We start from the raw sequence: 22,832 nt of genomic DNA, 5'->3' as shown, positions 1-22,832 counted from the left end.
AGTTTATTTGAGCACAAAAATAAAAAAGGGAAGTCATTTAACTTCCCTTTTTGTTATAAATTTTCTTCAAATAATTCATGAATCTCTTTACTATACCTTTTCATACTCGGCATTATGGTACCTCCTGCATCCAATACCCAATCATTCAACTCCAATAGTTTTGGGTAAACAACTGAATCTTCGGTCACATTTTTGGGTAAACCTAAACCTGCTGAATTAAAAAGTCCCAGTATTACAGATAATGAAAGTGCATATTTAAAACCACCTAACAGTAGTGCTGCCACATTATCTAAATCATCTAATACAGAGTAATCGATTTTATTTTGCAACCATTTTCCTAATAAATTAAGTCCCATGGTTCCTGCAAAAAAGAAAACGACGTAAGCAAAGAATACAGTGGATTTAGGTGTATTGACATACGTTTTCGATGAAGAAAAAGCTCCTGCAACACCAAAGAAAATTAAAGAAGCACCCACTACAAATACCAACGTTGATATTATTTCTAATAAAAAACCTCTTTTAAATCCTTTATAGGCACCATATACAATCATTCCCGCAAGAATGATATCTGTGATTCTGATGTATGATGTAAAAAATCCTAAGTCTTGTTCCACTGTCTTTATTAAATTTTTTGAATTACATTAACGCTTCTTTTACTTTAGCAGAAACGACTTTCATATCTGCTACACCTGCAAATTTCTTACCTGCTGCGCCCATTACTTTACCCATATCTTTTGGAGAAGTAGCTCCTACCTCAGCAATTAACTCTTTTACACCTGCAGAAATCTCTTCATCAGACATCTGTTTTGGTAAGTATGACTCAATTACTGCTAACTCTACTAATTCAACTTCTGCTAAGTCTTCTCTTCCTGAGCTTTGGTACGTTTCAGCAGATTCTTTTCTTTGCTTTGCTTCTTTCATTAAAAGCTTCAATTCTTCTTCCGTTGTCAAAACTGCATCTTTGCCTTGAGCTGTTTCAGCTAACTGAATCTTCGCTTTTAGTTGTTTTAACGTACCTAAAGTGGCTTTATCTTTATTTTTCATGGCCGTTTTCATGGCCTCTTGTACTTTCGCCTTTAAGCTCATTGTTTTAATGTTAAGATTTGAAATCTATTTCTATCTACAAAAATAACAACTTCTTGCACGTTTACTATCAAGTTACAAAAAACCTTCTGAAATACCTTTAAAATGCAATTAGATCCGCTCAATTCTAGAACATAAAGCCCGTAAATAGTGTTAGAACTTTCAAAAGGAACATAATTTATGGTCTATTTTTCCTTAACAGTCTATTAATTTTCCCTTTTGTTATGCTTTTATAAATGGAATAAAGCATTTTTGTGAAACTTTAAATTTAACTAGAAAATAGAATTATGACTCGACTAAGCGTCAATGTGAATAAAATTGCGACCATTAGGAATGCAAGAGGTGGGGACAATCCAAATTTGGTAAAAGTTGCAAAGGATGCGGAACGTTTCGGTGCGGAAGGAATCACTATTCACCCTCGCCCAGACGAGAGACATATTACTAGACAAGATACCTATGATCTAAAACCTGTCGTTACAACAGAATATAATATCGAAGGAAATCCTGAACCTCGTTTTATGGAATTGGTATTAGATGTCGTTCCAGAACAAGCAACACTTGTACCTGATGCTGATGATGCAATTACTTCCAATGCAGGTTGGGATACGATTAAGAATAAAGAATTCCTCACTGAAGTAACGGCTAAGCTTAAAGCAAAAGGAATTAGAGTATCTATCTTTGTGGATCCTGATCCAAAAATGGTAGAAGGTGCAGCAGCATGTGGTGCCGACAGAGTAGAATTATACACAGAGCCTTATGCAGCTCAATTCCATAAAAATAAAGAGGAGGCCATTGCCCCTTATATCAAAGCAGCTGAAAAAGCAGTGGAGTTGGGATTGGGATTAAACGCTGGACACGATTTGGATTTAGACAACCTCAACTACTTTAATCAGAATATTAAAGGTTTGGATGAAGTTTCAATCGGTCATGCATTAGTTTGTGATGCGCTGTATTATGGTCTTGAAAATACTATTCAACTTTATTTAAAGCAGTTGAAATAATGCAATACGAACAAATCATAGTTGATTTGAACAACCCTTTTGCTTCAGAGGAAGAGGTGGACCGAGTGATTCAACTTGGAAAACAACTTCCTCTGAAAGGAGTTAAAATAGCTCCTTATTGGGTAAAAAAAGTAGCAAGAGAGCTTAAGAATAAAGCGATCCTCATTCAATCAAATGCTGGTTCTTTTCATGGTGAAGATCTTACACAAATAAAAGTTTTTGCAATGAAAGAATTGATCAAAGTGGGGACTCATGAAGTAATTTCCACATTGAATGTTGGTGCTCTAAGAACCAATGCAGGATGGTGTAAAATTGAATGCTTACAACTTTCTGAAACTGCTCATCAACAAGAAGTGTTGCATACGCTAAGAATTCCAGATACTGTTTTAAGAAAAGAAGAATTCAATCAAATCATCAATATTTGCCACCAAACAGGAATTGACTCATTAATATTACAGGAAATTCACCTTGATCATATTGATTTCATCAAGAAAAATCTATCTGAAAACATAGAATTAGCCATTCAAACATCTCATAAAGAGATTTACGAAAAACAATTAAAAACACAGTTCGAAACTGTCATCTTATCATCTGATCTACTTAATTCTTAAGTCATATTGTCAGAAAAGTTGAAAAGGCATTTTAATTGAAAGGTAATACGGAAAACGAAAAGGTAAACACTAACAAAATGAAACAAATCCTACTTACGGTATTGGTGAGTCTAATAAGTGGCTTTGGAGGTGCTTTTCTCTACCAAAATTACTTTGCTCCTTCGGAACAACAAGAGTTCCGATTTGCTAATAATACACTTCAAGAACAACCAACACCTACACCATTAACAGCCATCTCTTCTGATGATTTTACAGATGAGAACTCAAGAGATTTAAATATTGCTGACTTTGCAGAGGCTTCAGCTGTCAGCACAAAATCTGTGGTCTATATTGTCACTTATGTGAAAGACAGGTATAGCAACAGAAGAACTTGGAGTGACTTATTTTTCGGAAGACCTACACAAAAAAATCCACAAGGTATAGCTGTAGGTTCTGGATCAGGCGTGATTTTTTCAAAGGACGGGTACATCGTTACAAACAATCACGTGGTCAAAGGTGCCGATAAAATCGAAGTCAATTATAATAAAAGAACCTATGAAGCAAAGTTGATTGGTATTGACCCTTCAACGGATATTGCTTTATTGAAAATAGATAAAAATGATCTCCCTGCCATTCAAATTGCTTCATCCAAAGCAGTTAGAGTAGGTGATTGGGTATTGGCCGTTGGTAACCCTTTTAACTTAACAAGTACTGTAACAGCAGGAATTGTAAGTGCAAAAGGTCGTAAGATTGGGATCATGAACGATGTATTCCCTATTGAATCTTTCATACAAACAGATGCAGCGATTAACCCTGGTAACTCTGGTGGAGCATTGGTCAATTTACATGGTGATTTAGTAGGTATTAATACTGCTATTCTATCAAAAACCGGAAGTTACGCTGGTTATGGCTTTGCAGTACCTTCGGATATTGTTGCCAAAGTGGTCAACGATTTGAAGAAATACGGAGAAGTTCAAAAGGCTTTCTTAGGAGTAAGCATAAAAGCAGTTAATGAAAAAATTGCGGAGCAGCTCAAAATGAAAGAAATCAACGGTGTGGTCATCACAAAAATTGAAGGTGGTGCTGCAGAAAAGAATAAGTTGGAAGTGGGTGATGTCATTCTGTCTATCGATAATTTCTCTATTGAAACAGAAGCCGCTTATGATGAACAACTCAGTTATTATGTCCCTGGCGATAAAATTTCTATTGAAATATTACGTGAAGGAAAGAAAATAGAAAAAAATGTTGTTTTAACAAACATTGATGGAACAACTAACGTAAATGAGAAGAAGATTTACGATGCTAAAGAAATCGGTGCTAAATTTACGGCGATTTCAAAAATTGAAAGATCAAAGCTAAATCTCGAAACGGGTATTCGTATTGAAGAAGTAGAAAGAAATGGTTTGATCAGCGAAATGGGATTAAAGGAAGGAATGATTCTAGTTTCAATCAACCGATACCCTTTGGATGATCCAAAAGATTTCGCAAAAATTCTTTCAAGAATTAGAGGTAGAGTGATTATTGAAGTCATGAAAAAAGATCGCTCACACCGTTATTATAGTTACTATTTTTAATAAGTGCTCCAACATCGTTTTCAAACAAAACACAGTAGAGTATTTATAAAGTTGAATTTGATATAAAATAAAAATAAAAAGATGTCAAGAGAACGTGTAAAAACCCTCATCATTGGTTCAGGACCTGCAGGTTATACTGCAGCAATTTATGCTTCAAGAGCTAACTTATCTCCTGTATTATACCAAGGCCCTCAACCTGGTGGTCAATTAACAATCACAAATGATGTTGAGAACTTCCCTGGTTATCCTAAAGGAATCATGGGACCACAAATGATGATGGAATTACAAGAACAAGCAGAGCGTTTTGGTACAGATATCCGTACTGGCTTTGTTACAGGTGTTCAATTTAACGAGGAAGGTCCTCACGTTGCTACGGTCAACGAAGAGACTGAAATCGAAGCGGATTCAATTATCATTTCAACTGGTGCTTCAGCGAAGTGGTTAGGATTAGAGTCTGAAACTCGTTTAAACGGAATGGGTGTTTCTGCTTGTGCTGTTTGTGATGGTTTCTTCTACAGAGGTCAAGATGTAGTGGTAGTTGGAGCAGGTGACTCTGCTGCTGAAGAGGCACACTACTTGTCTAATCTTGCTGCAAATGTTCACTTATTGGTACGTCGTGATGAGATGAGAGCTTCTAAAATCATGCAAGAGCGTGTGATGAAGAAAGAGAACATCACTATCCACTGGAACACTGAAACAAAAGAAGTTTTAGGTAAAGATGCAGTAGAAGGTGTAAGAGTATTCAATAATAAAACAAATGAGGAAAGTACAATTGATGTAACTGGATTCTTCGTTGCTATTGGACACAAACCAAACACTGATATCTTTAAAGGTCAATTAGACATGGATGATGCAGGATACTTGATCACTAAACCTGACAGTACACAAACAAATATTAAAGGTGTATTTGCTGCTGGTGACGTTCAAGATACTATATACAGACAAGCGGTTACTGCTGCTGGTACTGGCTGTATGGCTGCATTAGAGGCGGAAAGATATTTAGTTGAGCTTGAGGACTAAGCTTCAGTAAAATAGATGAAAAAAGGTGTGATAATTGAATTTTATCACACCTTTTTTTGTTATGTCACATAATGTATAGTGATATTTAACGTTTACATGACAAATACTATTTAACACGAATTGCCTTTTAGCAATTACTTTAGTATTCTTGTAACCTTAAGTATTAAGTCTATATGAATTATAGCTTTCTGCTTGAATAAATTAAACGAACAAAAAACTTATTTTTTAGTTCATTCTGTGACAATTTAAATCATGAACTTGAATCGTATTTCAACGCCTACTTTTATATATACTGTTTTATTCTTGAGTGTGATACAACTTTCGTCAAATGCATCATACGGACAAGGTTTCTTTAAAAAGTTATTTAAGGGGAAAGAAAAAAAAGCTAATACTGAATTAGTACAAGAAAATATTATTTCTGATGTTAACATCACTGTTCCAACTTTCACTTTAGAAAATGGACTAGAGGACTGTCAACATCAAGAAGAATTAGCCTCACTTCCTGAAGGCTATAAAAGAATTAATCTCAACGAGACTGAACAATGTCAAAATCTCGTAGAAATCCAAGAAGGTAAATTTGTAGATGCAGCTTACCTTACTGGATTTGACTATTACAACAATTGGGATAATTGGAATGTCAACCCTTATAATATTTCCTCTAAGGTTTTAAAAGATAGTGTTGATCTTCATTTATACGAAGAGGGTGATACACTTGCATGGGCTTTTCCTCTGGATGAAAAAAGAAAGATAACATCAAAGTATGGCTTCAGAAGATGGAGATTTCATCATGGTATTGATGTAAAGCTAGCCGTAGGGGATACTCTACGCTCTATGTTTGATGGTGTGGTAAGAATCGCAAAATACAACAGAAGAGGGTATGGTTATTACGTAATGGTTCGTCATAAAAATGGCCTTGAAACATTATACGGCCATTTAAGCAGATATTTAGTAAGACCAGGACAGGAAGTAAAAGCTGGTGAAGTAATTGGTCTTGGTGGTAATACAGGTAGAAGTACTGGCCCTCATCTTCATTTTGAAATCAGGTATCAAGGGTATGCTTTTAATCCAGAAGATATGATTGACTTTGCAAATCATGAGATCACCCCTCCTTCAGACTTTACATTGACCGCGAAGAATTATGAATTATTAATTGAATCGAAAAAGAGTGTTTACCATAGAATCAGAAGTGGTGATTCTCTTTGGAAAATCAGTAGAAGATATGGAACATCTATCACTAAAATCTGTAGACTTAATGGTATTTCTAAACGGACTACCCTAAGAGTTGGACGGACTTTAAGAGTTAGATAATGAAAATGGCGATCTTAAACATAGATCGCCATTTTTGTTTTTATTCAAAAAGGTAAAACCCTTGAAACTTCTTGTTTGTACTTCTGAAAGGCTTCCGGTCTATTTTTCATCATTTGTTTATCTTTTAAAGGAATGGAAGCAAACATAAACATCAACCACATTCCAACAGAACCTAAAGCGGTGTACCATGGTGCACTATAAGATAACCCCATCATCGCTACTCCAAACCAAAACATCATTTCCCCTAAATAATTAGGGTTTCTTGATTTTGCCCAAATGCCTGTTCTTAAAATATCTGTTTTCTGTTTATTGGGTCGTTTACGAAATTTGTCCAATTCATTATCAGCCAAATATTCAAATACAGTTCCTACAAAAGCAGTCATGGCGCCCAATCCAAACAACCATATATTACTCAACTCTGCTCCCGAGTAAACCCATTCTATCCCCCATATACTCAAAAAAACGATACATGTTGGATATAAGTGTATCGCTAAAAAATTAATCGGCTGAAAGAAAGATTTAAACTGAACTCGAAAATCAGCATACCTAAAATCTTCATGATGCCATCCTGGCCATCCTCTCCCCCAGCTTAATGTAAGCCTCCAAGACCAAAAGGAAATTACAAATGCACAGACCCATTGTGGTAAGCTCCAAGATAAGCCATCAAATAAATAGAAGTATTGTAAAATGAAATAAAAGGGGATAACACTCCAATAAGCATCATAAACACTACTATTTTTCTTTACAACAGAGAATACAAACGTTACAACCGTCATCGCTAGATCAGCAACGAGAAACCGTAAAGCTAGAGATTCATATTCTGTATATTGGAAAGTTAAATACCCGACTGCACCAACAATCAAATAGATGATGGTAATTTCTAAAAGTGCTTGTTGTTTTTTGTTCATGATATTTTAGTAAGATGATAGTGATTTAATGGTTGATATGTTTCTTCTAACCAAGGTAATTTCCTTAGATCTTCCTTGGACATCGATTTAATGATTTTCGCAAATTTTGAAACAAGGCCTCTAGCATGTTTATCTTCATCGTGTGTAGGCACCACACAAATTGGATTAAATTCGTCTGCCAATTGTTTTACGCCTTCTAAACCTGGCGAAACAGTTCCACCTAAAAAAGCCGGCAATTGATAAAAGTTGAAAGGAGTCATCAATAATGTCACTGGACTGAAATCTCCCATCTCTTTGACGTATTTATAATCTATATCAAAACCATGTGTGGCTAAGCATATACTCTCTTTCCCATCATCAATCAAAAATGCATCGTAAATAGGATCTAACCACCTTTTAGTAGGTAAGAAATGAAACGTTACCCCTTCAAAAAGTTGTTGTTTCTTCTTCTTATTAAAAGCTATAAACTCAGCTTTCGGTAGTATTTTATTTACCTTCTTTCTAATGCTTTCAGGGCCCATCACCTTTTTGGGTTGCAATTTGATTAAGGTCTTATGATGAAAATGATCTGGATATTTTTGAGTAATCAACACCAAATCATAATTAGGAATATCCTCATATCTTAATGGTGGTGTTCGATGCCATTGTTTATTAAACCATGAGAAATAGTCTATTTCGGCACCTTCTAGCCAAGGATCAACAAGTAGTTTGAGTGAGTCCAATTCAATGTACCATGAATTGTCCATGTTTAACCTTTGAATTTTTATCATAATGAGCTTGAGAAGTTAATTTTTTGAAGTATAAAGTCAGTATTACTTATACATTATACTAGTATAACTAAGATAAACAGTTTTATTAATAAAATGTTGATGTATTGAGACAAAGGTTAAGAATTCGTTTTTCATATTGAATTATGAATAAAAATAGTTTATATTATAAAATGATTGGTCACCAAAGCCAATAAAAGCGTGCATAAAAACTCACTCTAAGTAAAAAAAAACACTCATCTACAACGTGACTCCGTTAATTTTATAAAACCATAAAAACGATTACACTTTCAAAAATTAATTATATCACAATAGAATTTTCATTGCTTAAGATAGAGTCAAACATGCATTGAGTAACTTAAAGTATTTATAACTTATTGCCCAACTTACTATGACCATTGTAGAACAAACAGTAATTATATTCCTACTCCTATTTAAGATCTATTTCAGTTGCGGGCTAATATTTGGATTTTATTTTTACTTCTGGGGAGGTCAAAAATTAGATCCCTCCATGAAAGTAAATTCAAAAAGAACACAATTACTTTTTGTCCCAGCAGCCATTATTTTGTGGGTATATCTATTACCTAGGATCTTAAAACATTAAGTCAAAAATCACAACCTGAAGAAAGCACCAAAGGAATAGGTGCTTTTTTTATGCAATACTATTTTGTAATAGAAAGAGGGAAAATTGACTCTACTTCGATAAAAAAACTTAAACGTATCAACTTTACGTTCTTCATCTCTAATTTTAGGTTATCAAATTAATACTAGAAGAAGTAACTCAAAAAGCAACGTAAATATGGCAGCAGATTTTTTTTATAATAAAAAAGTACATCAATTCACAAAATCAGAAGGGATCACTGAGAAAAATTCCGTTTATCGTCTAGGACTTGAATATATGGACGATGAAGACCAAAAGCTAATTGAATTGATTGATGCTTTTCTTCAAGACCCTAATCTCAAAGAAGTTATTGGATTGAGTATTGGTATTTGGGCCGATGCTTATGATTCTGACTGTGAAAGTATTATCAATAAGCTTGTAGAAGAAAAAGAACATTTACAACATATTGAAGCCCTATTTATTGGTGATATGGACTTTGATGAATGTGAAATTTCATGGATTCAACAAACCAACCTCAATGCGATTTTCAAGAACTTTCCGAATCTTAAAGTATTTCAGATCAAAGGAAGTGAAGGATTGGCTCTTGGTGAAATAGAACATCAAAATCTAGAAACACTAGTGATTCAATCTGGAGGGTTATCCAAAAACGTACTTCAAGAAATTGGAAATGCTACTCTTCCTAAATTAAAACATCTTGAACTATGGCTAGGAACAGATGATTATGGGTATGACTGTGAGGTAGAGGCTGATATTTTACCATTATTAGAAGACGGTAAGTTTCCGTTATTATTTCATTTAGGGCTTCAAAACTGCATTGATGCTGATGACATTGTACAGTTGATTTCCATGACTCCATTACAAGAAACAATTCTTTCATTGGACTTATCAATGGGAACTTTAGGAGATAAAAGTGCTGAAGGTTTACTCAATGCACCTTGTATGCCACAACTATGCTACTTAAACCTAAGTAGTAATTATTTATCTAGTGGAATCGGTCAAAAAATCAAAGAGAAATTCCCACATATTGAACTAAAAATGGGGGAACAAAAAGAAGAAGATGTTTATGACGATGAAACCTATCGTTATGTTGATGTAGGTGAATAATCAATCCAGTTTTGAAAGTAATACTTATAGGCAATCCTGAGAACCGTAGGCTTCAGATGATGCAAGAAGCACTACACTCTTATCAATTAAACTACCAAACAATAGCGTGGATAGATCTTCTATCCACGCCTCATTCTTTTGAAGAACTTGTTGAAGAGAACGACATCATAAAAATTGATTCCTTTGGTGAGAATTTCGATGTCTTTAAAGGATTATTGAAATGGGGAAGTGAAAGCATAAAAAAAGAAGAATTTCATCAAATCTCTAAAGAAGAAATTGATATTCTTCCTAATGATAAAGGTAGAATTCAATATTCTAGACAAGCTTATTTAGGTTTTAAAGAAGCTTTAAAGTTTGTGGAGAATTGTGTCATGAAGAAGGGAAACGTAAGGTTTATGAATACTCCTACGGCTATTCTTCAGATGTTTGACAAGAAGAACGCCCATCAAATTCTTTTGGAACATCATGTTGCTAAAACAAAATTTTTAGGGACGGTTCGGAGTTATGAAGAACTACATCAAATGATGAATCAAGCAAAAGAACATCAAGTTTTCATTAAGCTTGCACACGGTTCTTCCTCTTCAGGAGTAATGGCTTATAGAAGAAGTAAAAGTAGAGAAGTATTAAAAACGTCTGTTGAAATTGATAAATCTTCCGCTTTATACAACTCATTAAACATTAGTACTTATCGTGATGCTACAAAAATTAAATTGATCATCAATCAATTGGCGAAAGAACACCTCATTGTTGAAAAATGGGAACCTAAAGCTACTTTCAACAATAAAGTATTTGATTTGCGATTGGTCGTCATTGGTCAAAAAGTAGAACATGTAGTGATGAGGTCCAGCACCTCACCGATGACCAATCTACACCTTGGCAATGAGAGAGGAGACCTCAATGGATTGATCGATTATTTAGGAAATGAAAAGTGGGAAGAAATTAAAAAGACAGCGTTACAAGCGGTCAGATCATTTCAAGGTGCTATGGTGACAGGAGTTGACCTGATGGTCCAAGCCAACAGTCATAAAGTAAAAATTATTGAAGTGAATGCTTTTGGTGATTTAGTGCCTAGAATTGTCAATTCTGAAGGCAGAACAACCTATGAAGAACAAGCTTTTATCATTAAATCCATTTTCGATGAAGTCCTTACCTAAAAATATTAAATGTCTCGTTTTCGATTTAGATAATACTTTAATCGATAGAGACAAAGCCTATAGTACTTACTTGGAAAAAGCATTTGAGTTTGTCAATCAACCTAATATATGGACTGAACATAAAGCCACTATTCTTGAATATGATAATAAAGGGTACAGATCAAGAGATACTTTTTATCAATGGCTTATTTCAAAGTTCATTCATCAAAAATTATTTGAGGAGTTTCAGAAGAAGTATGTCGTTGGGGATTTTGTGGAGAAAATAGACACTTCAATCCTTCAATTTTTAGCGGAATTAAAAGAACATTTTCACCTTGTATTACTAACAAATGGAGGGAATCATAATCAACAGAAAAAGATTGTAAACTCTGGATTATTTAAAGCCTTCCCTCCAACTTCTACTTTCATATCGGGAGATTATAGTTTTGAAAAGCCTAATCCACTTTTCTTTCATTTAATTCAAATGGAATATGGGTATACGCCTGATGAAATTGTAATGATTGGTGATGATTATGACAAGGATATCAAAGGTGCTCATCAAATGGGATGGAAAACAATTCACCTCAACCCTACTGAAACAAAAGAATCAATTGCGGATATTCAAATCAATGACATTCAAGAAATAGCCAATTATATATGATCAATGCGAATAAAATTGTGGGTGATTATGATATTGTTTTGATCACGTTGGACACGTTGAGGTATGATGTCAGCCAACAACTTTTTAAAGAAAAGCGATTACCTCAACTTCAAAAATATCTACCAGAATCAGGATGGGAGAAAAGGCATGCACCGGGGAGTTTTACTTATGCTTCTCATCATGCAATTTTTTCGGGTTTTTTCCCCACTCCCATTGATCAACCAAAGCAAGAACGGTTGTTTGCCACTCAATTTGCGGGAAGTGAAACGACCAACACCAATACTTTCACTTTTGAACAAGCTACAATTATTGATGGTTTAAAAGCAAAAGGATATCATACAGCGTGTATTGGTGGAGTGGGCTTTTTCAACAGAAGGTCTGCATTGAGCAAAGTGTTTCCTTCCATGTTTGATGAAAGCCACTGGGAAGATCGCCTAGGTGTCACCTCTCCTTTTTCAACAAAATACCAGTTTCAAAAAGCAGAGGAAATTGTACAGCAAAATCAACAAAACAGGCTTTTTCTGTTTATCAATATTTCAGCCATACACCAACCCAATTATTTCTACCAACAAGGAGCCAAAGAGGATTCGATCACTACACATGCCAAAGCATTAGAGTATGTGGATAGTCAATGGGAAATTTTGATGAATGCTTTCAAGGGACGACCAACGTTATTTTTATTGATGGGAGATCACGGAACTGCTTATGGAGAAGACGGATACAATGGACATCGATTGGCCCATGAAGTGGTTTGGAATGTCCCTTATGCTGAATTTTTAATGAATGAAAAATGAATTTAAAAGAATATATCAACCAATCATACTATCATTCTTATGCCTACTCTTACCCTCATAAAATGGCATATAGAAACTTTAAAAAAACATTATCACTCCAAGAAGTGTGGAGCGAGGAAAAGAAGCGTGATGTTTTTCTCTATCTTCATCTTCCCTTTTGTGAAATGAGATGTGGCTTCTGTAATCTATTTACAATTGCCAACCCAAAAGGCAACCTTCAAAACGAGTTTCTTAATGCGTTGACAAGACAGGTTGAAGCCGTTAAAGAGGAATTAGGAAACCTTCATTTTGCCAATTTCGCTTTTGGAGGAGGTACCCCAAGTTATCTTTCAGCAGAAGAATTACAGTCTGTTTTATCAACGCTGAATTCCTCTTTAGGATTAAAAACTGAAGTCGTCAATTCCGCTATTGAAGTTTCTCCTAAAACCATCACGGCTGATAAAATTCAACTCCTTAAAGAAAAAGGCTTCGTCCGGGTAAGTATGGGCGTGCAAAGCTTTATTGAAGAGGAAGTGAAAGCAATGGGAAGGCCCCAAAAAGTGGAAGAAGTGAGAAGAGCGATCAGAGACCTGAAAGAAGCTCAATTTCCATTACTCAACTTGGATTTGATTTATGGAGCAGAAAATCAAACGACGGAAAGTTGGCAATATACCTTGGATCAAATGATAGAAATTTCACCCGAAGAGGTTTTTCTTTACCCTTTGTATATAAGACCATTGACAGGTTTGGGATTAAAGGAACGAGCTTGGGATGATTTCAGAATGAAGTTGTACCTACAGGCAAGGGACTTCTTAATGAGCAATGGCTATGAGCAAATCACAATGAGACAATTCAAGAAAAAGAACGCTCCTTCATTTGCTCACCCCGGTTATTTACCACAAGAAAATGCAATGTTAGGATTAGGCGTCGGAGCTCGCTCTTATACCAAATCACTGCATTACAGTAGCGATTATGCTGTTGGCAGATCTTCCATTAAACATATTATAGAGAACTATAACAATACTTCTAAGGAGGAATTCAAAAAAGTGAATTATGGTATTCAACTTGATCTAGAAGAAGAAAAAAGAAGGTATTTCATTAAGTCTTTCTGCGAAGGAACAGGTTTACCCATTGCTTCTTATCAAGCCTACTTTAATTCTTCTGTATTGGAGGATTTCAAACTTGAAATAGAAGAGATGCACCAACTCCAATTGATTGACATCAGCACATCATACATCCAACTCAACCTAAAAGGACGAACACTGGAAGACGTGATTGGCCCTTGGTTGTACTCTCATTCCATAAAAGAATCTATTGCTCAATTTGACTTAGTATAATGCATAAAACTTGGAATATTCTTTACAGAGGACCTTTGACCAGCTGTAATTATTCTTGTCACTACTGCCCTTTTGCCAAAACAAAAAACACAAGAGAAGAATTGGCGATTGATGCTCAAAAGTTAATGCAGTTTCAAAATTGGGTAAAGCATAGAAATGAAAAGATCGGTATTTTATTCACACCTTGGGGTGAAGGATTAATCAGAAAATACTATCAGCAAGCGATGACAGCATTGAGTCACATGAACAATGTTTATAGAGTCGCCATACAAACCAATTTATCTTGTGGTGTCGATTGGATGGATGAAGTTAACAAAGAGAGTTTTGCACTATGGACCACCTATCATCCTAGCCAATTATCCTTAGACGCATTTCTAGAAAAATGCCATTCATTGATCGAGAAAAACATTAGGTTTAGCGTGGGGACTGTAGGTTTAAAAGAAGATCTTGATGTGATTACTCATTTAAGAAAAAGGCTTCCTTCTTCCGTGTATTTATGGGTAAATGCTTACAAAAGAGAAGCTGATTATTATGAGCAAGAGCATTTGAATAGGATCCTTGAAGTAGACCCATTATTCGATTGGAATAATCAACGGCATGAGAGTCTAGGCAAACTCTGCCGTGCTGGCTCCACTACTTTTTCAGTGGACGGTGACGGTAACATGACGTCCTGCCACTTTATCAAAGATCAAATTGGAAATATCTACCATGATAATTTTGAAGAGGCATTACAGCCAAAATTATGTTCTAACACTACTTGTGGTTGTCATATTGGGTATGTTCATCTTCAAGAATTAGAACAAGATAAAATTTATGGAGATGGAATTTTGGAACGAATTCCAATAATCTAAAATAGAAAAAGAGACCACAATTTTTAGAACTGCGGTCTCTTTTTATTGATCATTTTCAGCAGAAACATTCTACCAGTCTGGTTTGTTTCTATCCTGTTTTTTCGACTTTTTCTTTTGCTGTTGGAAGTATTGTACTTCCTTATTTTTTAAGGCATCCAAAATCATCTGAGCTTGAGAAGCAGGCATTTTGATTTCCTCCATACGGTTATTGAAGTTGGCTTTCTCTTCTGCCTCTTCACGTTCTTTTCGCTCTTCTTCAGTTTCCTCTCCCTGTTCTCCTTCTTGCTCTTGGTTTTCGTTCTGATCACCTTCTTGATCTCCTTTTTCAGAATCTTTCTGATCTTTATCGTCTTTCTGATCACCTTTCTCTTGATCTTTTTGATCTTGGTTCTCATCCTGACCTTCTTGATCTTGATCCTTTTGGTCTTGATCTTTCTGATCTTGATCCTGCTTGTCTTTATTGTCTTCGTTTTGATCCTTATTATCTTGATTCTGCTGCTCTTGTTCTTTCTTTTGCTTCAACAACATCTCATAATCATACCTTGCTCCCATATTTTGGGGATCATGCTTCATTGCTGCTTTCAAAAAGGCCAATGCCTCCTCCAGCTTTTGTTCTTGAGCTTTAAGTACTCCTAACTGTTGGTTTGCAATAGAAGCAATTTTTTTGTTTGCTGAATTCTGGATGCTGGCATAGCGTTTAGTTGCATTCTCTTTATCTTCAGAAAGGAAATAAGAATGTGCTAAATCAAGCATTGCCGCATCATCTTCAATTTTCATAGAGTCCAGTAGAATAGTATAAGCTTCAATTGCAGTTTTATAATCTTTTGCAATGAATGCTTCCTCACCTGCGGACTTTTGTTTATTAGCTTCCGCGATTCTTCCGATTCCGTTATGATCTGAAAATATATTTAAGACGATTAATAGTGTTAAAATCGTATTCATATATTTTTAATGTTAAAAAATCTTACAAGTTCATTTCTTTACAACGAAAGACGTGAAAAATTTACTTTAAAGTGATTTTTCACGTCTTTCGATATTTATACAACTATTCTAACAGTTTCAACTCAATTTTTCAAATCTTTTTTAATAATCAGAGATGAAATATCAGACAGTATCTATTTTTTAACTTTTTATTTAACAACCTCACCGTATAAATCAAACGGTTCAGCACTTGTAATCTTCACATTAGCAAAGTCTCCTAAACGAACATGATTCTCTTCTGTGACAGGTACTAAAACTTCGTTATCTACTTCAGGAGAATCAAATTCTGTTCTACCTACAAAATACCCACCTTCGATCTTATCGAATAATACTTTGTAAACTTTACCTACTTTCTTCTGGTTTAATGCATCAGAAATTTCTTCTTGAAGTTGCATAATCTCGTCTGCACGATCTTGTTTTACATCTTCAGGAACATCGTCTTCCATATCGTCACCAGCATGCGTATCTTCTTCATGTGAATAAGTAAATACCCCTACTCTTTCGAACTGCATTCTTTCTACGAAATCATACATCTCATTGTACTCTTCTTCCGTCTCGCCGGGGTGACCTGTAATCAAAGTAGTACGAATAGCAATACCTGGTACTTTTTCTCTAATCGCATTGATGAGTTCTTCTTGCTTCTCTCTTGATGTGCCTCTACGCATTCTTTTCAACATTGCTGTTGAACCATGTTGTAAAGGAATATCAAGGTAGTTAGCAATATTATCACGCTCGACCATAACATCCAACACATCCATAGGAAAACCTGTTGGGTAAGCATAGTGCAAACGAATCCACTCTAAACCTTCCACATCAGATAAAGCTCGTAAAAGGTCTGCTAATCTTCTCTTCTTATAGATATCTAATCCATAGTAAGTCAAGTCTTGAGCAATCAGTAAAAGTTCTTTCACACCTTTAGCTACCATATCTTCCGCTTGCTTTACCAAATCTTCGATAGGCACTGAAACGTGTTTACCTCTCATCAATGGAATGGCACAGAATGAACATGGTCTATCACAACCTTCTGCGATTTTTAAGTAACCAAAGTGCTTATCGGTTGTCAAAAGACGTTCGCCAAGAAGTTCTTTCTTATAATCCGCATTCAAAGCTCTCAATAAGTTCGGCACCTCACGAGTACCAAAGAAAGCATCTACTTCTGGGATTTCCTGTACTAAATCCTCTTTATATCTTTCAGACAAACAGCCCGATACATATACTTTATCTACCAACCCTTCCTTTTTTGCATCAGCATAACGAAGAATCGTTTCAACAGATTCAGTCTTGGCATGTCCAATAAATCCACATGTGTTAATTAACACGATATTGAACTTATCATCTTCAGCTTCATGAACTACATCAATGCCATTGCCTTTTAACTGAGTCATAATTACCTCTGAGTCTACAATATTCTTAGAACACCCGAGTGTAATGATGTTGACTTTATTTTCTTTAAGCGTCTTGGTTTTCAAGAGATTACTTCTTTAAAGTTCCTATTAATGAGATTTTTATTTTTACAGAACAATGAATAGATATCTTTGTTTTAATTCATCATCAGAAAAATAAGTTCTGCAAAAATATCAGATAAATACTTGCATAACAACCTATTTAATTAAAGAGATGTTACTCATTTAATAACCTTAAGAATTTGAAATCAAAATAATCCTTGAAAACGGCAACTATTATTGAAATATTTTTTTAGTCTAAACTATACTTTATATATTAATATTATCAGAAAAACAGATATTTTTGTGTGATAGACCTATATAAACAGTTAGTGCCAAATTAATTCCATTTTTTATCACTGACTTCTCTAATATTAATTGAAAAAGTATGAAGCTCTTCGAGCAAAATAATATACATAAAGAGAATAAAGAGAGAGTTTCTGAAGCGACTTTTATTCCTGTTATGACCCTATCTGTCATTGCCATTACATTTTTAGTGGGGATTTGGTCTATCAAAGAGCTTCGTGACTATAAAATAGATGTAAATCAGCTTGAGCAAGAGTTTACTGAAAAACAGAAAAACGTCACTGTTAATGAGGTAAAGAATGCCTTTAAATACATTGAATACCTTGAAAGAAATACTGAAAAGCGATTAAAAGAAAACCTAATCAACAGAGTAGATGAGGCCTTCCAAATCGTGGACAACATTTACAAAAGAAACAAAGGAAAACTTTCCGAGAAGCAGATTGTCAATCTCATCAAGGATTCACTCCGACCTATCCGCTTTAATTACAATAGAGGTTATTATTTTATTGATCATATTGATGGATATGCCGTCATGAATGCTTCTTCTCCAGAATCAGAAGGACAGCCTATCATGGACCTCCAAGATGCAAGAGGAGATTATTTTATCCGAAAGGAAATGGAAATTGCCAAAACGAAAGGAAAAGGCTTTTTCGAATATTATTGGATTAAACCTGATCAAAATGGAAACAAACAATATCCTAAAACTTCCTATCTAAGGTACTTTGAGCCTCTAGGGTTAGTTATTGGAACTGGAGAATATATGGACAATGTGACTCGAGATATGCAAAGACAAGCCTTTGAACGTATGTCCTCTATAAAGTTTGGGAAGGATGGTTATCTTTTTGTGAATAAAAGAGGAACTCCATTATTGATAAACTGGGAACATTATGATAATGCAGACTCACTTGCAAACGAATATCATATCAGTCTTCCTATCACAGATGAAAATGGGGATACGACTTACTTCAAGGATTTGCCCTCTATCTTAGTCAACACTGAAAATAATGGCGGGTTTTATTATTATGATTATAAAAAACCTAATTCAGATGAAATCAAAAGAAAGTTTTCTTACATCATATATTTTGAAAAGTGGGACTGGACCATTGGAGCTGGAGTTTATTTAGATGAATTAGACAATCAAATTGCTGCAAAAAGAAGTATGTTGATCACCGAATTGACGACTGAACTTTTTAGAATCTTATCTTTATCGACGCTCTTGATTGCTATTTTGTGGTGGAGACTCCGAAAAGTCGCTACTGGAATTACAAATAATATTGAAGAGTTTTCTACTTTCTTCGATGAAGCTTCAAAAGAACATGTTAAGATCAATAAAGACAGATTGGCTTATGCCGAATTTGATCAGCTGGCCACACTTGCCAATAAAATGTTAGATGACCGAGAAAGCGACAGACGTAAAATTATTGAAGCTTATCACGAAATTCAAACTTCGGAAGAAGAATTAAGACAACAGTCTGAAAGTTTGTTGTACACCAATCAAAAGTTGGAGGAAGCGATGCAAGAGCTTAAATCGGCCCAAGTACAGCTTATTAATTCAGAAAAAATGGCCTCTTTAGGTCAGTTAACAGCCGGAATTGCTCATGAAATCAATAACCCTATTAACTTTGTGAGTTCGAACGTACAACCTTTGAAAGATGACATTGATGATTTGATCAAACTTTTAGATAGCTGTAATGACTTGACTAAAGATTTTGAAAGTACAGAAGCTTTCCAAAAAAGAGTGGATGAAATCAATGAATTGGCTGACGAAATTGAAATCAATGTCGTTAAAGAAGAGATCAAAGAATTGATTAATGGTATTGAAGAAGGTGCACTTCGAACAAAAGAAATTGTTTTGGGATTAAGAACTTTCTCAAGGTTGGATGAGGACACTTTCAAAAGTGCCAATATCAACGAAGGAATTCAATCTACGATTACAATTTTAAATAATAAGGTAAAGAAAAAAGATATTTCAATGGAAGTAGCACTTCAAAGTGATATTCCTGAAATAAAATGTCTTCCAGGCCGATTGAATCAGGTATTTATGAATGTCATCAACAATGCCATTCAAGCCGTTGAAGAACGTACTGGTAAGATTAAAATTTCTACGTCTTATGCAGATGGAGATGATTATATCAATATAAAAGTAAGAGACAATGGTGAAGGAATGCCTCAAGCTATTATTGATAAAATTTTTGATCCTTTCTTCACCACCAAAGAAGTGGGTGAAGGTACTGGTCTTGGATTATCCATCTCCTACGGAATCATAAAAAAACACGGTGGTGAAATTATGGTTTCTTCAAAATATAAAAACGACGACTCTGATGAAGTCTCTTTCACAGAGTTTTCAATCATTCTTCCACTAGTGGGTGAAGACGATTTAAAAAACGAGTACTAAAAAAATATGAGTGATTATCACGTTCCAGTAATGCTGCAAGAGTGTGTAGACGGTTTACACATTGACCCTACCAAAACTTATGTTGACGTTACTTTCGGTGGCGGAGGACACACAAAAGAAATATTAAGCCGTTTGACAACGGGAAAATTAGTGGTTTTTGATCAAGATCCTGATGCTAAAAAAAATGCAGATGCAATCAATGACGATCGTCTGATTTTTTGTGCTGCTAATTTTAGATACTTAAAAAGATATTTGAGGTTAAATGGTATCAAAAAAGTTGCTGGAATCTTAGGTGACCTTGGAATCTCATCACATCAAATTGATGAAACTTCAAGAGGTTTCTCTACTAGAGGTGACGCTCCCTTGGATATGCGTATGGCACAAAGTGGTGTATTGAGTGCCAAAGAGGTGATCAATAATTATGAAGAAATTGAACTTCGCAAAATGTTCAAGCTTTATGGTGAATTGAACCAACCACACAAAGCTGCTAGTTTGATCATTCATGCTCGTTCTGCGGGAGAAATTGAAACTACTCAACAACTTATGGATGCCTTAAAACCTATGGCTCCAAGAGGGAAAGAAAATCGTTTCTACGCTCAGGTTTTCCAAGCCATCAGAATTGAAGTCAACGAAGAGTTAGTGACTTTGAAAGAAATGATTGAACAAGGTGCTGAAGTTCTAGAAGAAGGCGGTTATTTTGTGATTGAGTCGTACCATTCATTAGAAGACCGTTTGGTGAAGAACTTTTTCAAAACAGGTAATTTTGAAGGTGAAATGAACAAAGATTTTTATGGCAACCTTTTACGCCCATTGAAGCCTTTGAAAAGTAAACCAATTACTGCTTCTGAAGAAGAAATTGCAAGAAATAGAAGAGCGAGAAGTGCGAAATTGAGGGTAGCGATTAAACTTCCTGAAGTGACTCAAAAGTAAGCTTTCTATTCTTTTCCAAAAGATATTTTAAACCTTTCCTCAATTTTTATAATTGGGAAAGGTTTTTTAGTTTCTTCGATTTTGAAACTAATTAAAAACATCATGTTCTTGAATATAATCGAAACACTCTTCACAATATAAGTTTTTCAATTTTGGATGATCTAACAGCTGAAATGTTATCCCTTCTTGGAGATCATTGTACGAATTAAATAATACGCAGAACCTTAGTCTATTCATTTTAATCGCTTTTTTTAATAAATCAGTGTAAATCATTCTATCCACTTGATCGTCATCGATTATCGTCAAATTGATATAATAGAATAGCAATTTTTCGGATACATCTGCAGCCAAAATCCCATCCATCAAAACTTCTTTTGCCCAATCTTTTAGTGAATATTCCACAAAATGCTGAGCGAGCCTTACTTTGTCTTCTTGATCAAAATCTAGATTTCTATAATAACTATAGACCTTCTGATTATAGTGATCTGATTTCTTAAAGTTCCCTTTTTTATAAGCTGCTCTACTCAATATCAGCCATCGGTTGAGGATCAACTTATCTACTAGTATTTTATTAAAATTTCTAGCTTTTAAATAAGTGATGTTATCTTCTACTTCTTTTATGCTCCTATTATCCCATTTATAAAATATACATTTAGCCAACAAAGCACTTAGGTTATAAATCAATGTAGGATTTTCGGGGGCTAATTGAAGCATTTCCCGATAAGAATCAATTAACTCATCTTTATAATAATAAGTAGAAATATCATCATACATCACTAAAAAATTTTGATGAAGCATTATGTTATCTTTCACTTTAGGTAACTGAACTTTTTCTTCTAAATTTTCTGTAGAGTAAATCCCATTTTTCACCTTATCAATAATAAAACTTTGCAATAAATAAGCTTCTTCATAGTTTTCCTTGGAAACTAACTGCCCAAATAATTCATAAGTTTGATCTTCCTCTAGTGATTCATACGACACTAATTTCTCTAATCGCACCTTGATTGTAGCTATCCGTTGTTGAGATAACAGTTGCTCAAATCGATCAGGATTCTTATTGATTTCTTGTCTTATGGCATCTCTACTTTTAAGTAACAAACCCTTATCGTCTGTCTTCTCAATGTCTTCAAAAAATTGTTTCCAATTTTCACCCGTTTCAATTATTGACTGAACTCCTTTTGTCATAAAAGGCGATAATTCATTGATGATGTTTTGAGCTCTTAAATACGATAAACTTGTATTCTTTTCCTTATCTCCGTCAATTGACGAAAAAGCTTTGATATAAAAAGAGGTAATCTTGTAATCGCTTAAATGGAGATAGTTGTAAAGCTTTTGAAATTCAAGTGAATCAAAATTCGTTTCATTTATCTTATAATGTAAAGTATATTCAATTTCTTCTTTATTGATTGACTGATGAAGGATAGAGTTGCTTTTTGGGGGTGAAAAATAAATCAAAGGTAAATCATAGGCCGGAAGTTTTTTTCCCGGAATATGATAAGTACTTCTATAGTAATAATCCACACCTCCTCTAATTATAAAATAGTTTAATTCGATATCTTTGAGGTCGTATCTTTTGGGTAATTCCCCTAATGAAATAACATACTTATTGGACCGATTGTCTACTTTCCTTGCGTTTACTAAATAGTCTCTGTAAACTTTCTTTAGTAAAATCCCTCTATATCTTCCTCTTTTACTTAGCTTAACTACATCAAGTTCATCACAAGTATACTGTTTCTTTTGAACAACATCTATACTAATTCCGTCATCACTATATTTAAAAAAGTCATCAAAAGCATCTTTTGGAAAAATAGATAATTCAATTTGATTCGTTAATTTATTGACCTCAAGAAATGTTCGTACTCTACGATCTTTCGTCTTAAAAAATTGATTAAATTCTGTAATTGATTGATTTGTTTTCTTCTGAGAAAACGATGGGTGAATACCCAGCAAAAAGGCAATAATTAGTAATGTATATTTCATATCAACAATAGTTTACTAGAGAGTAAGTTCCAGTAAACTACTTATTGATCAATCTGAAAACAAAAG

20 protein-coding genes are annotated in these 22,832 nt (G+C 34.6%); 13 read left to right on the top strand and 7 right to left on the bottom strand.

Features of this window, described 5'->3' with window-relative positions:
• Positions 1–53 precede the first annotated feature (53 nt).
• Complete coding sequence (locus tag PL77_RS11515; protein WP_044205086.1) at positions 54–614, bottom strand: CvpA family protein; 561 nt, start codon at positions 612–614, stop codon at positions 54–56.
• A gap of 22 nt (positions 615–636) precedes the next feature.
• On the bottom strand, positions 637–1,086 hold the full coding sequence (locus PL77_RS11510; RefSeq protein ID WP_044205084.1) for a GatB/YqeY domain-containing protein: 450 nt from the start codon (positions 1,084–1,086) through the stop codon (positions 637–639).
• 284 nt (positions 1,087–1,370) lie between these two features.
• On the opposite strand from PL77_RS11510, the gene PL77_RS11505 reads away from it, so the two are divergent.
• The 5 genes from PL77_RS11505 (at position 1,371) to PL77_RS11485 (ending at position 6,576) form a co-directional block, all read left to right on the top strand.
• The gene (locus tag PL77_RS11505; protein WP_044205081.1) at positions 1,371–2,084 is read left to right on the top strand and encodes a pyridoxine 5'-phosphate synthase; all 714 of its coding nucleotides are present in this window, start codon (positions 1,371–1,373) and stop codon (positions 2,082–2,084) included.
• Positions 2,084–2,695, top strand: a complete 612-nt coding sequence (locus PL77_RS11500; RefSeq protein ID WP_044205079.1) for a hypothetical protein — start codon at positions 2,084–2,086, stop codon at positions 2,693–2,695. Before PL77_RS11505 ends, PL77_RS11500 begins: the two co-directional genes overlap by 1 nt.
• A 77-nt stretch (positions 2,696–2,772) precedes the next feature.
• Positions 2,773–4,248 carry a trypsin-like peptidase domain-containing protein gene (locus PL77_RS11495; RefSeq protein WP_044205233.1) on the top strand — a complete coding sequence of 492 codons (1,476 nt, stop codon included), beginning with the start codon at positions 2,773–2,775 and terminating at the stop codon, positions 4,246–4,248.
• A gap of 81 nt (positions 4,249–4,329) precedes the next feature.
• Positions 4,330–5,268 carry a thioredoxin-disulfide reductase gene (gene trxB, locus PL77_RS11490; protein ID WP_044205076.1) on the top strand — a complete coding sequence of 313 codons (939 nt, stop codon included), beginning with the start codon at positions 4,330–4,332 and terminating at the stop codon, positions 5,266–5,268.
• Between the two features lie 252 nt (positions 5,269–5,520).
• A complete protein-coding gene (locus PL77_RS11485) occupies positions 5,521–6,576 on the top strand; it encodes a M23 family metallopeptidase (RefSeq protein ID WP_044205073.1) in 1,056 nt (351 codons plus the stop codon).
• 44 nt (positions 6,577–6,620) lie between these two features.
• Here the strand turns inward: PL77_RS11485 and PL77_RS11480 are convergent, their stop codons facing one another.
• Positions 6,621–7,484, bottom strand: coding sequence for a DUF1295 domain-containing protein (locus tag PL77_RS11480; RefSeq protein WP_044205070.1), 864 nt, complete (start codon positions 7,482–7,484; stop codon positions 6,621–6,623).
• On the bottom strand, positions 7,481–8,254 hold the full coding sequence (locus tag PL77_RS11475; protein WP_044205068.1) for an MBL fold metallo-hydrolase: 774 nt from the start codon (positions 8,252–8,254) through the stop codon (positions 7,481–7,483). Before PL77_RS11475 ends, PL77_RS11480 begins: the two co-directional genes overlap by 4 nt.
• A gap of 796 nt (positions 8,255–9,050) precedes the next feature.
• Between PL77_RS11475 and PL77_RS11470 the strand changes: the two genes are divergently transcribed.
• From PL77_RS11470 to PL77_RS11445, 6 genes are read left to right on the top strand one after another with little or no spacing between them, the layout of a single operon-like run.
• Positions 9,051–9,977 carry an STM4015 family protein gene (locus PL77_RS11470; protein ID WP_052444334.1) on the top strand — a complete coding sequence of 309 codons (927 nt, stop codon included), beginning with the start codon at positions 9,051–9,053 and terminating at the stop codon, positions 9,975–9,977.
• An 11-nt stretch (positions 9,978–9,988) separates the two neighbouring features.
• On the top strand, positions 9,989–11,131 hold the full coding sequence (locus tag PL77_RS30470; RefSeq protein ID WP_156152330.1) for an STM4014 family protein: 1,143 nt from the start codon (positions 9,989–9,991) through the stop codon (positions 11,129–11,131).
• Positions 11,115–11,771 (top strand): HAD family hydrolase, encoded by a 657-nt coding sequence (locus tag PL77_RS11460; protein ID WP_044205065.1) that lies wholly within the window; start codon positions 11,115–11,117, stop codon positions 11,769–11,771. The genes PL77_RS30470 and PL77_RS11460 overlap by 17 nt, the downstream gene beginning before the upstream one ends.
• A complete protein-coding gene (locus PL77_RS11455) occupies positions 11,768–12,565 on the top strand; it encodes an STM4013/SEN3800 family hydrolase (protein WP_044205062.1) in 798 nt (265 codons plus the stop codon). Before PL77_RS11460 ends, PL77_RS11455 begins: the two co-directional genes overlap by 4 nt.
• A complete protein-coding gene (locus PL77_RS11450) occupies positions 12,562–13,881 on the top strand; it encodes an STM4012 family radical SAM protein (RefSeq protein WP_044205060.1) in 1,320 nt (439 codons plus the stop codon). Before PL77_RS11455 ends, PL77_RS11450 begins: the two co-directional genes overlap by 4 nt.
• Complete coding sequence (locus PL77_RS11445; protein ID WP_044205058.1) at positions 13,881–14,732, top strand: STM4011 family radical SAM protein; 852 nt, start codon at positions 13,881–13,883, stop codon at positions 14,730–14,732. The genes PL77_RS11450 and PL77_RS11445 overlap by 1 nt, the downstream gene beginning before the upstream one ends.
• Positions 14,733–14,801: 69 nt before the next feature.
• On the opposite strand, the gene PL77_RS11440 is transcribed toward PL77_RS11445, so the two are convergent.
• Both PL77_RS11440 and rimO read right to left on the bottom strand, forming a co-directional pair.
• Entirely contained in the window at positions 14,802–15,674 is an 873-nt protein-coding gene (locus PL77_RS11440; protein WP_044205055.1) for a hypothetical protein, read from the bottom strand.
• A gap of 188 nt (positions 15,675–15,862) precedes the next feature.
• The gene (rimO, locus tag PL77_RS11435) at positions 15,863–17,182 is read right to left on the bottom strand and encodes a 30S ribosomal protein S12 methylthiotransferase RimO (protein WP_044205052.1); all 1,320 of its coding nucleotides are present in this window, start codon (positions 17,180–17,182) and stop codon (positions 15,863–15,865) included.
• A 361-nt stretch (positions 17,183–17,543) separates the two neighbouring features.
• Here rimO and PL77_RS30465 point away from each other — a divergent pair, with 361 nt between their 5' ends.
• Both PL77_RS30465 and rsmH read left to right on the top strand, forming a co-directional pair.
• Positions 17,544–19,856 carry a cache domain-containing protein gene (locus PL77_RS30465; RefSeq protein WP_052444332.1) on the top strand — a complete coding sequence of 771 codons (2,313 nt, stop codon included), beginning with the start codon at positions 17,544–17,546 and terminating at the stop codon, positions 19,854–19,856.
• 6 nt (positions 19,857–19,862) lie between these two features.
• Positions 19,863–20,786, top strand: a complete 924-nt coding sequence (gene rsmH, locus PL77_RS11425) for a 16S rRNA (cytosine(1402)-N(4))-methyltransferase RsmH (protein ID WP_044205050.1) — start codon at positions 19,863–19,865, stop codon at positions 20,784–20,786.
• Between the two features lie 87 nt (positions 20,787–20,873).
• Here rsmH and PL77_RS11420 read toward each other — a convergent pair whose 3' ends face one another.
• Complete coding sequence (locus PL77_RS11420; protein WP_044205048.1) at positions 20,874–22,766, bottom strand: hypothetical protein; 1,893 nt, start codon at positions 22,764–22,766, stop codon at positions 20,874–20,876.
• Positions 22,767–22,832 lie beyond the last annotated feature (66 nt).

The sequence above is a fragment of the Flammeovirga sp. OC4 genome (assembly GCF_000812565.1).
GTDB lineage: Bacteria > Bacteroidota > Bacteroidia > Cytophagales > Flammeovirgaceae > Flammeovirga.
Note: the sequence above shows the minus strand (reverse complement) of the source record. Positions and strands in the feature narration are given on the sequence as shown.

Bases quoted from the DNA above. Each gene is read 5' to 3' on its own strand.
- PL77_RS30465 (WP_052444332.1), top strand. From the start codon at position 17,544: ATGAAGCTCTTCGAGCAAAATAATATACATAAAGAGAATAAAGAGAGA.
- PL77_RS11505 (WP_044205081.1), top strand. From the start codon at position 1,371: ATGACTCGACTAAGCGTCAATGTGAATAAAATTGCGACCATTAGGAAT.
- PL77_RS11480 (WP_044205070.1), bottom strand. From the start codon at position 7,484: ATGAACAAAAAACAACAAGCACTTTTAGAAATTACCATCATCTATTTG.
- trxB (WP_044205076.1), top strand. From the start codon at position 4,330: ATGTCAAGAGAACGTGTAAAAACCCTCATCATTGGTTCAGGACCTGCA.
- PL77_RS11475 (WP_044205068.1), bottom strand. From the start codon at position 8,254: ATGATAAAAATTCAAAGGTTAAACATGGACAATTCATGGTACATTGAA.
- PL77_RS11510 (WP_044205084.1), bottom strand. From the start codon at position 1,086: ATGAGCTTAAAGGCGAAAGTACAAGAGGCCATGAAAACGGCCATGAAA.
- PL77_RS11460 (WP_044205065.1), top strand. From the start codon at position 11,115: ATGAAGTCCTTACCTAAAAATATTAAATGTCTCGTTTTCGATTTAGAT.
- PL77_RS11445 (WP_044205058.1), top strand. From the start codon at position 13,881: ATGCATAAAACTTGGAATATTCTTTACAGAGGACCTTTGACCAGCTGT.
- PL77_RS11420 (WP_044205048.1), bottom strand. From the start codon at position 22,766: ATGAAATATACATTACTAATTATTGCCTTTTTGCTGGGTATTCACCCA.
- PL77_RS11495 (WP_044205233.1), top strand. From the start codon at position 2,773: ATGAAACAAATCCTACTTACGGTATTGGTGAGTCTAATAAGTGGCTTT.
- PL77_RS11500 (WP_044205079.1), top strand. From the start codon at position 2,084: ATGCAATACGAACAAATCATAGTTGATTTGAACAACCCTTTTGCTTCA.
- PL77_RS11455 (WP_044205062.1), top strand. From the start codon at position 11,768: ATGATCAATGCGAATAAAATTGTGGGTGATTATGATATTGTTTTGATC.
- rsmH (WP_044205050.1), top strand. From the start codon at position 19,863: ATGAGTGATTATCACGTTCCAGTAATGCTGCAAGAGTGTGTAGACGGT.
- PL77_RS11485 (WP_044205073.1), top strand. From the start codon at position 5,521: ATGAACTTGAATCGTATTTCAACGCCTACTTTTATATATACTGTTTTA.
- PL77_RS11450 (WP_044205060.1), top strand. From the start codon at position 12,562: ATGAATTTAAAAGAATATATCAACCAATCATACTATCATTCTTATGCC.
- PL77_RS11440 (WP_044205055.1), bottom strand. From the start codon at position 15,674: ATGAATACGATTTTAACACTATTAATCGTCTTAAATATATTTTCAGAT.
- PL77_RS11470 (WP_052444334.1), top strand. From the start codon at position 9,051: ATGGCAGCAGATTTTTTTTATAATAAAAAAGTACATCAATTCACAAAA.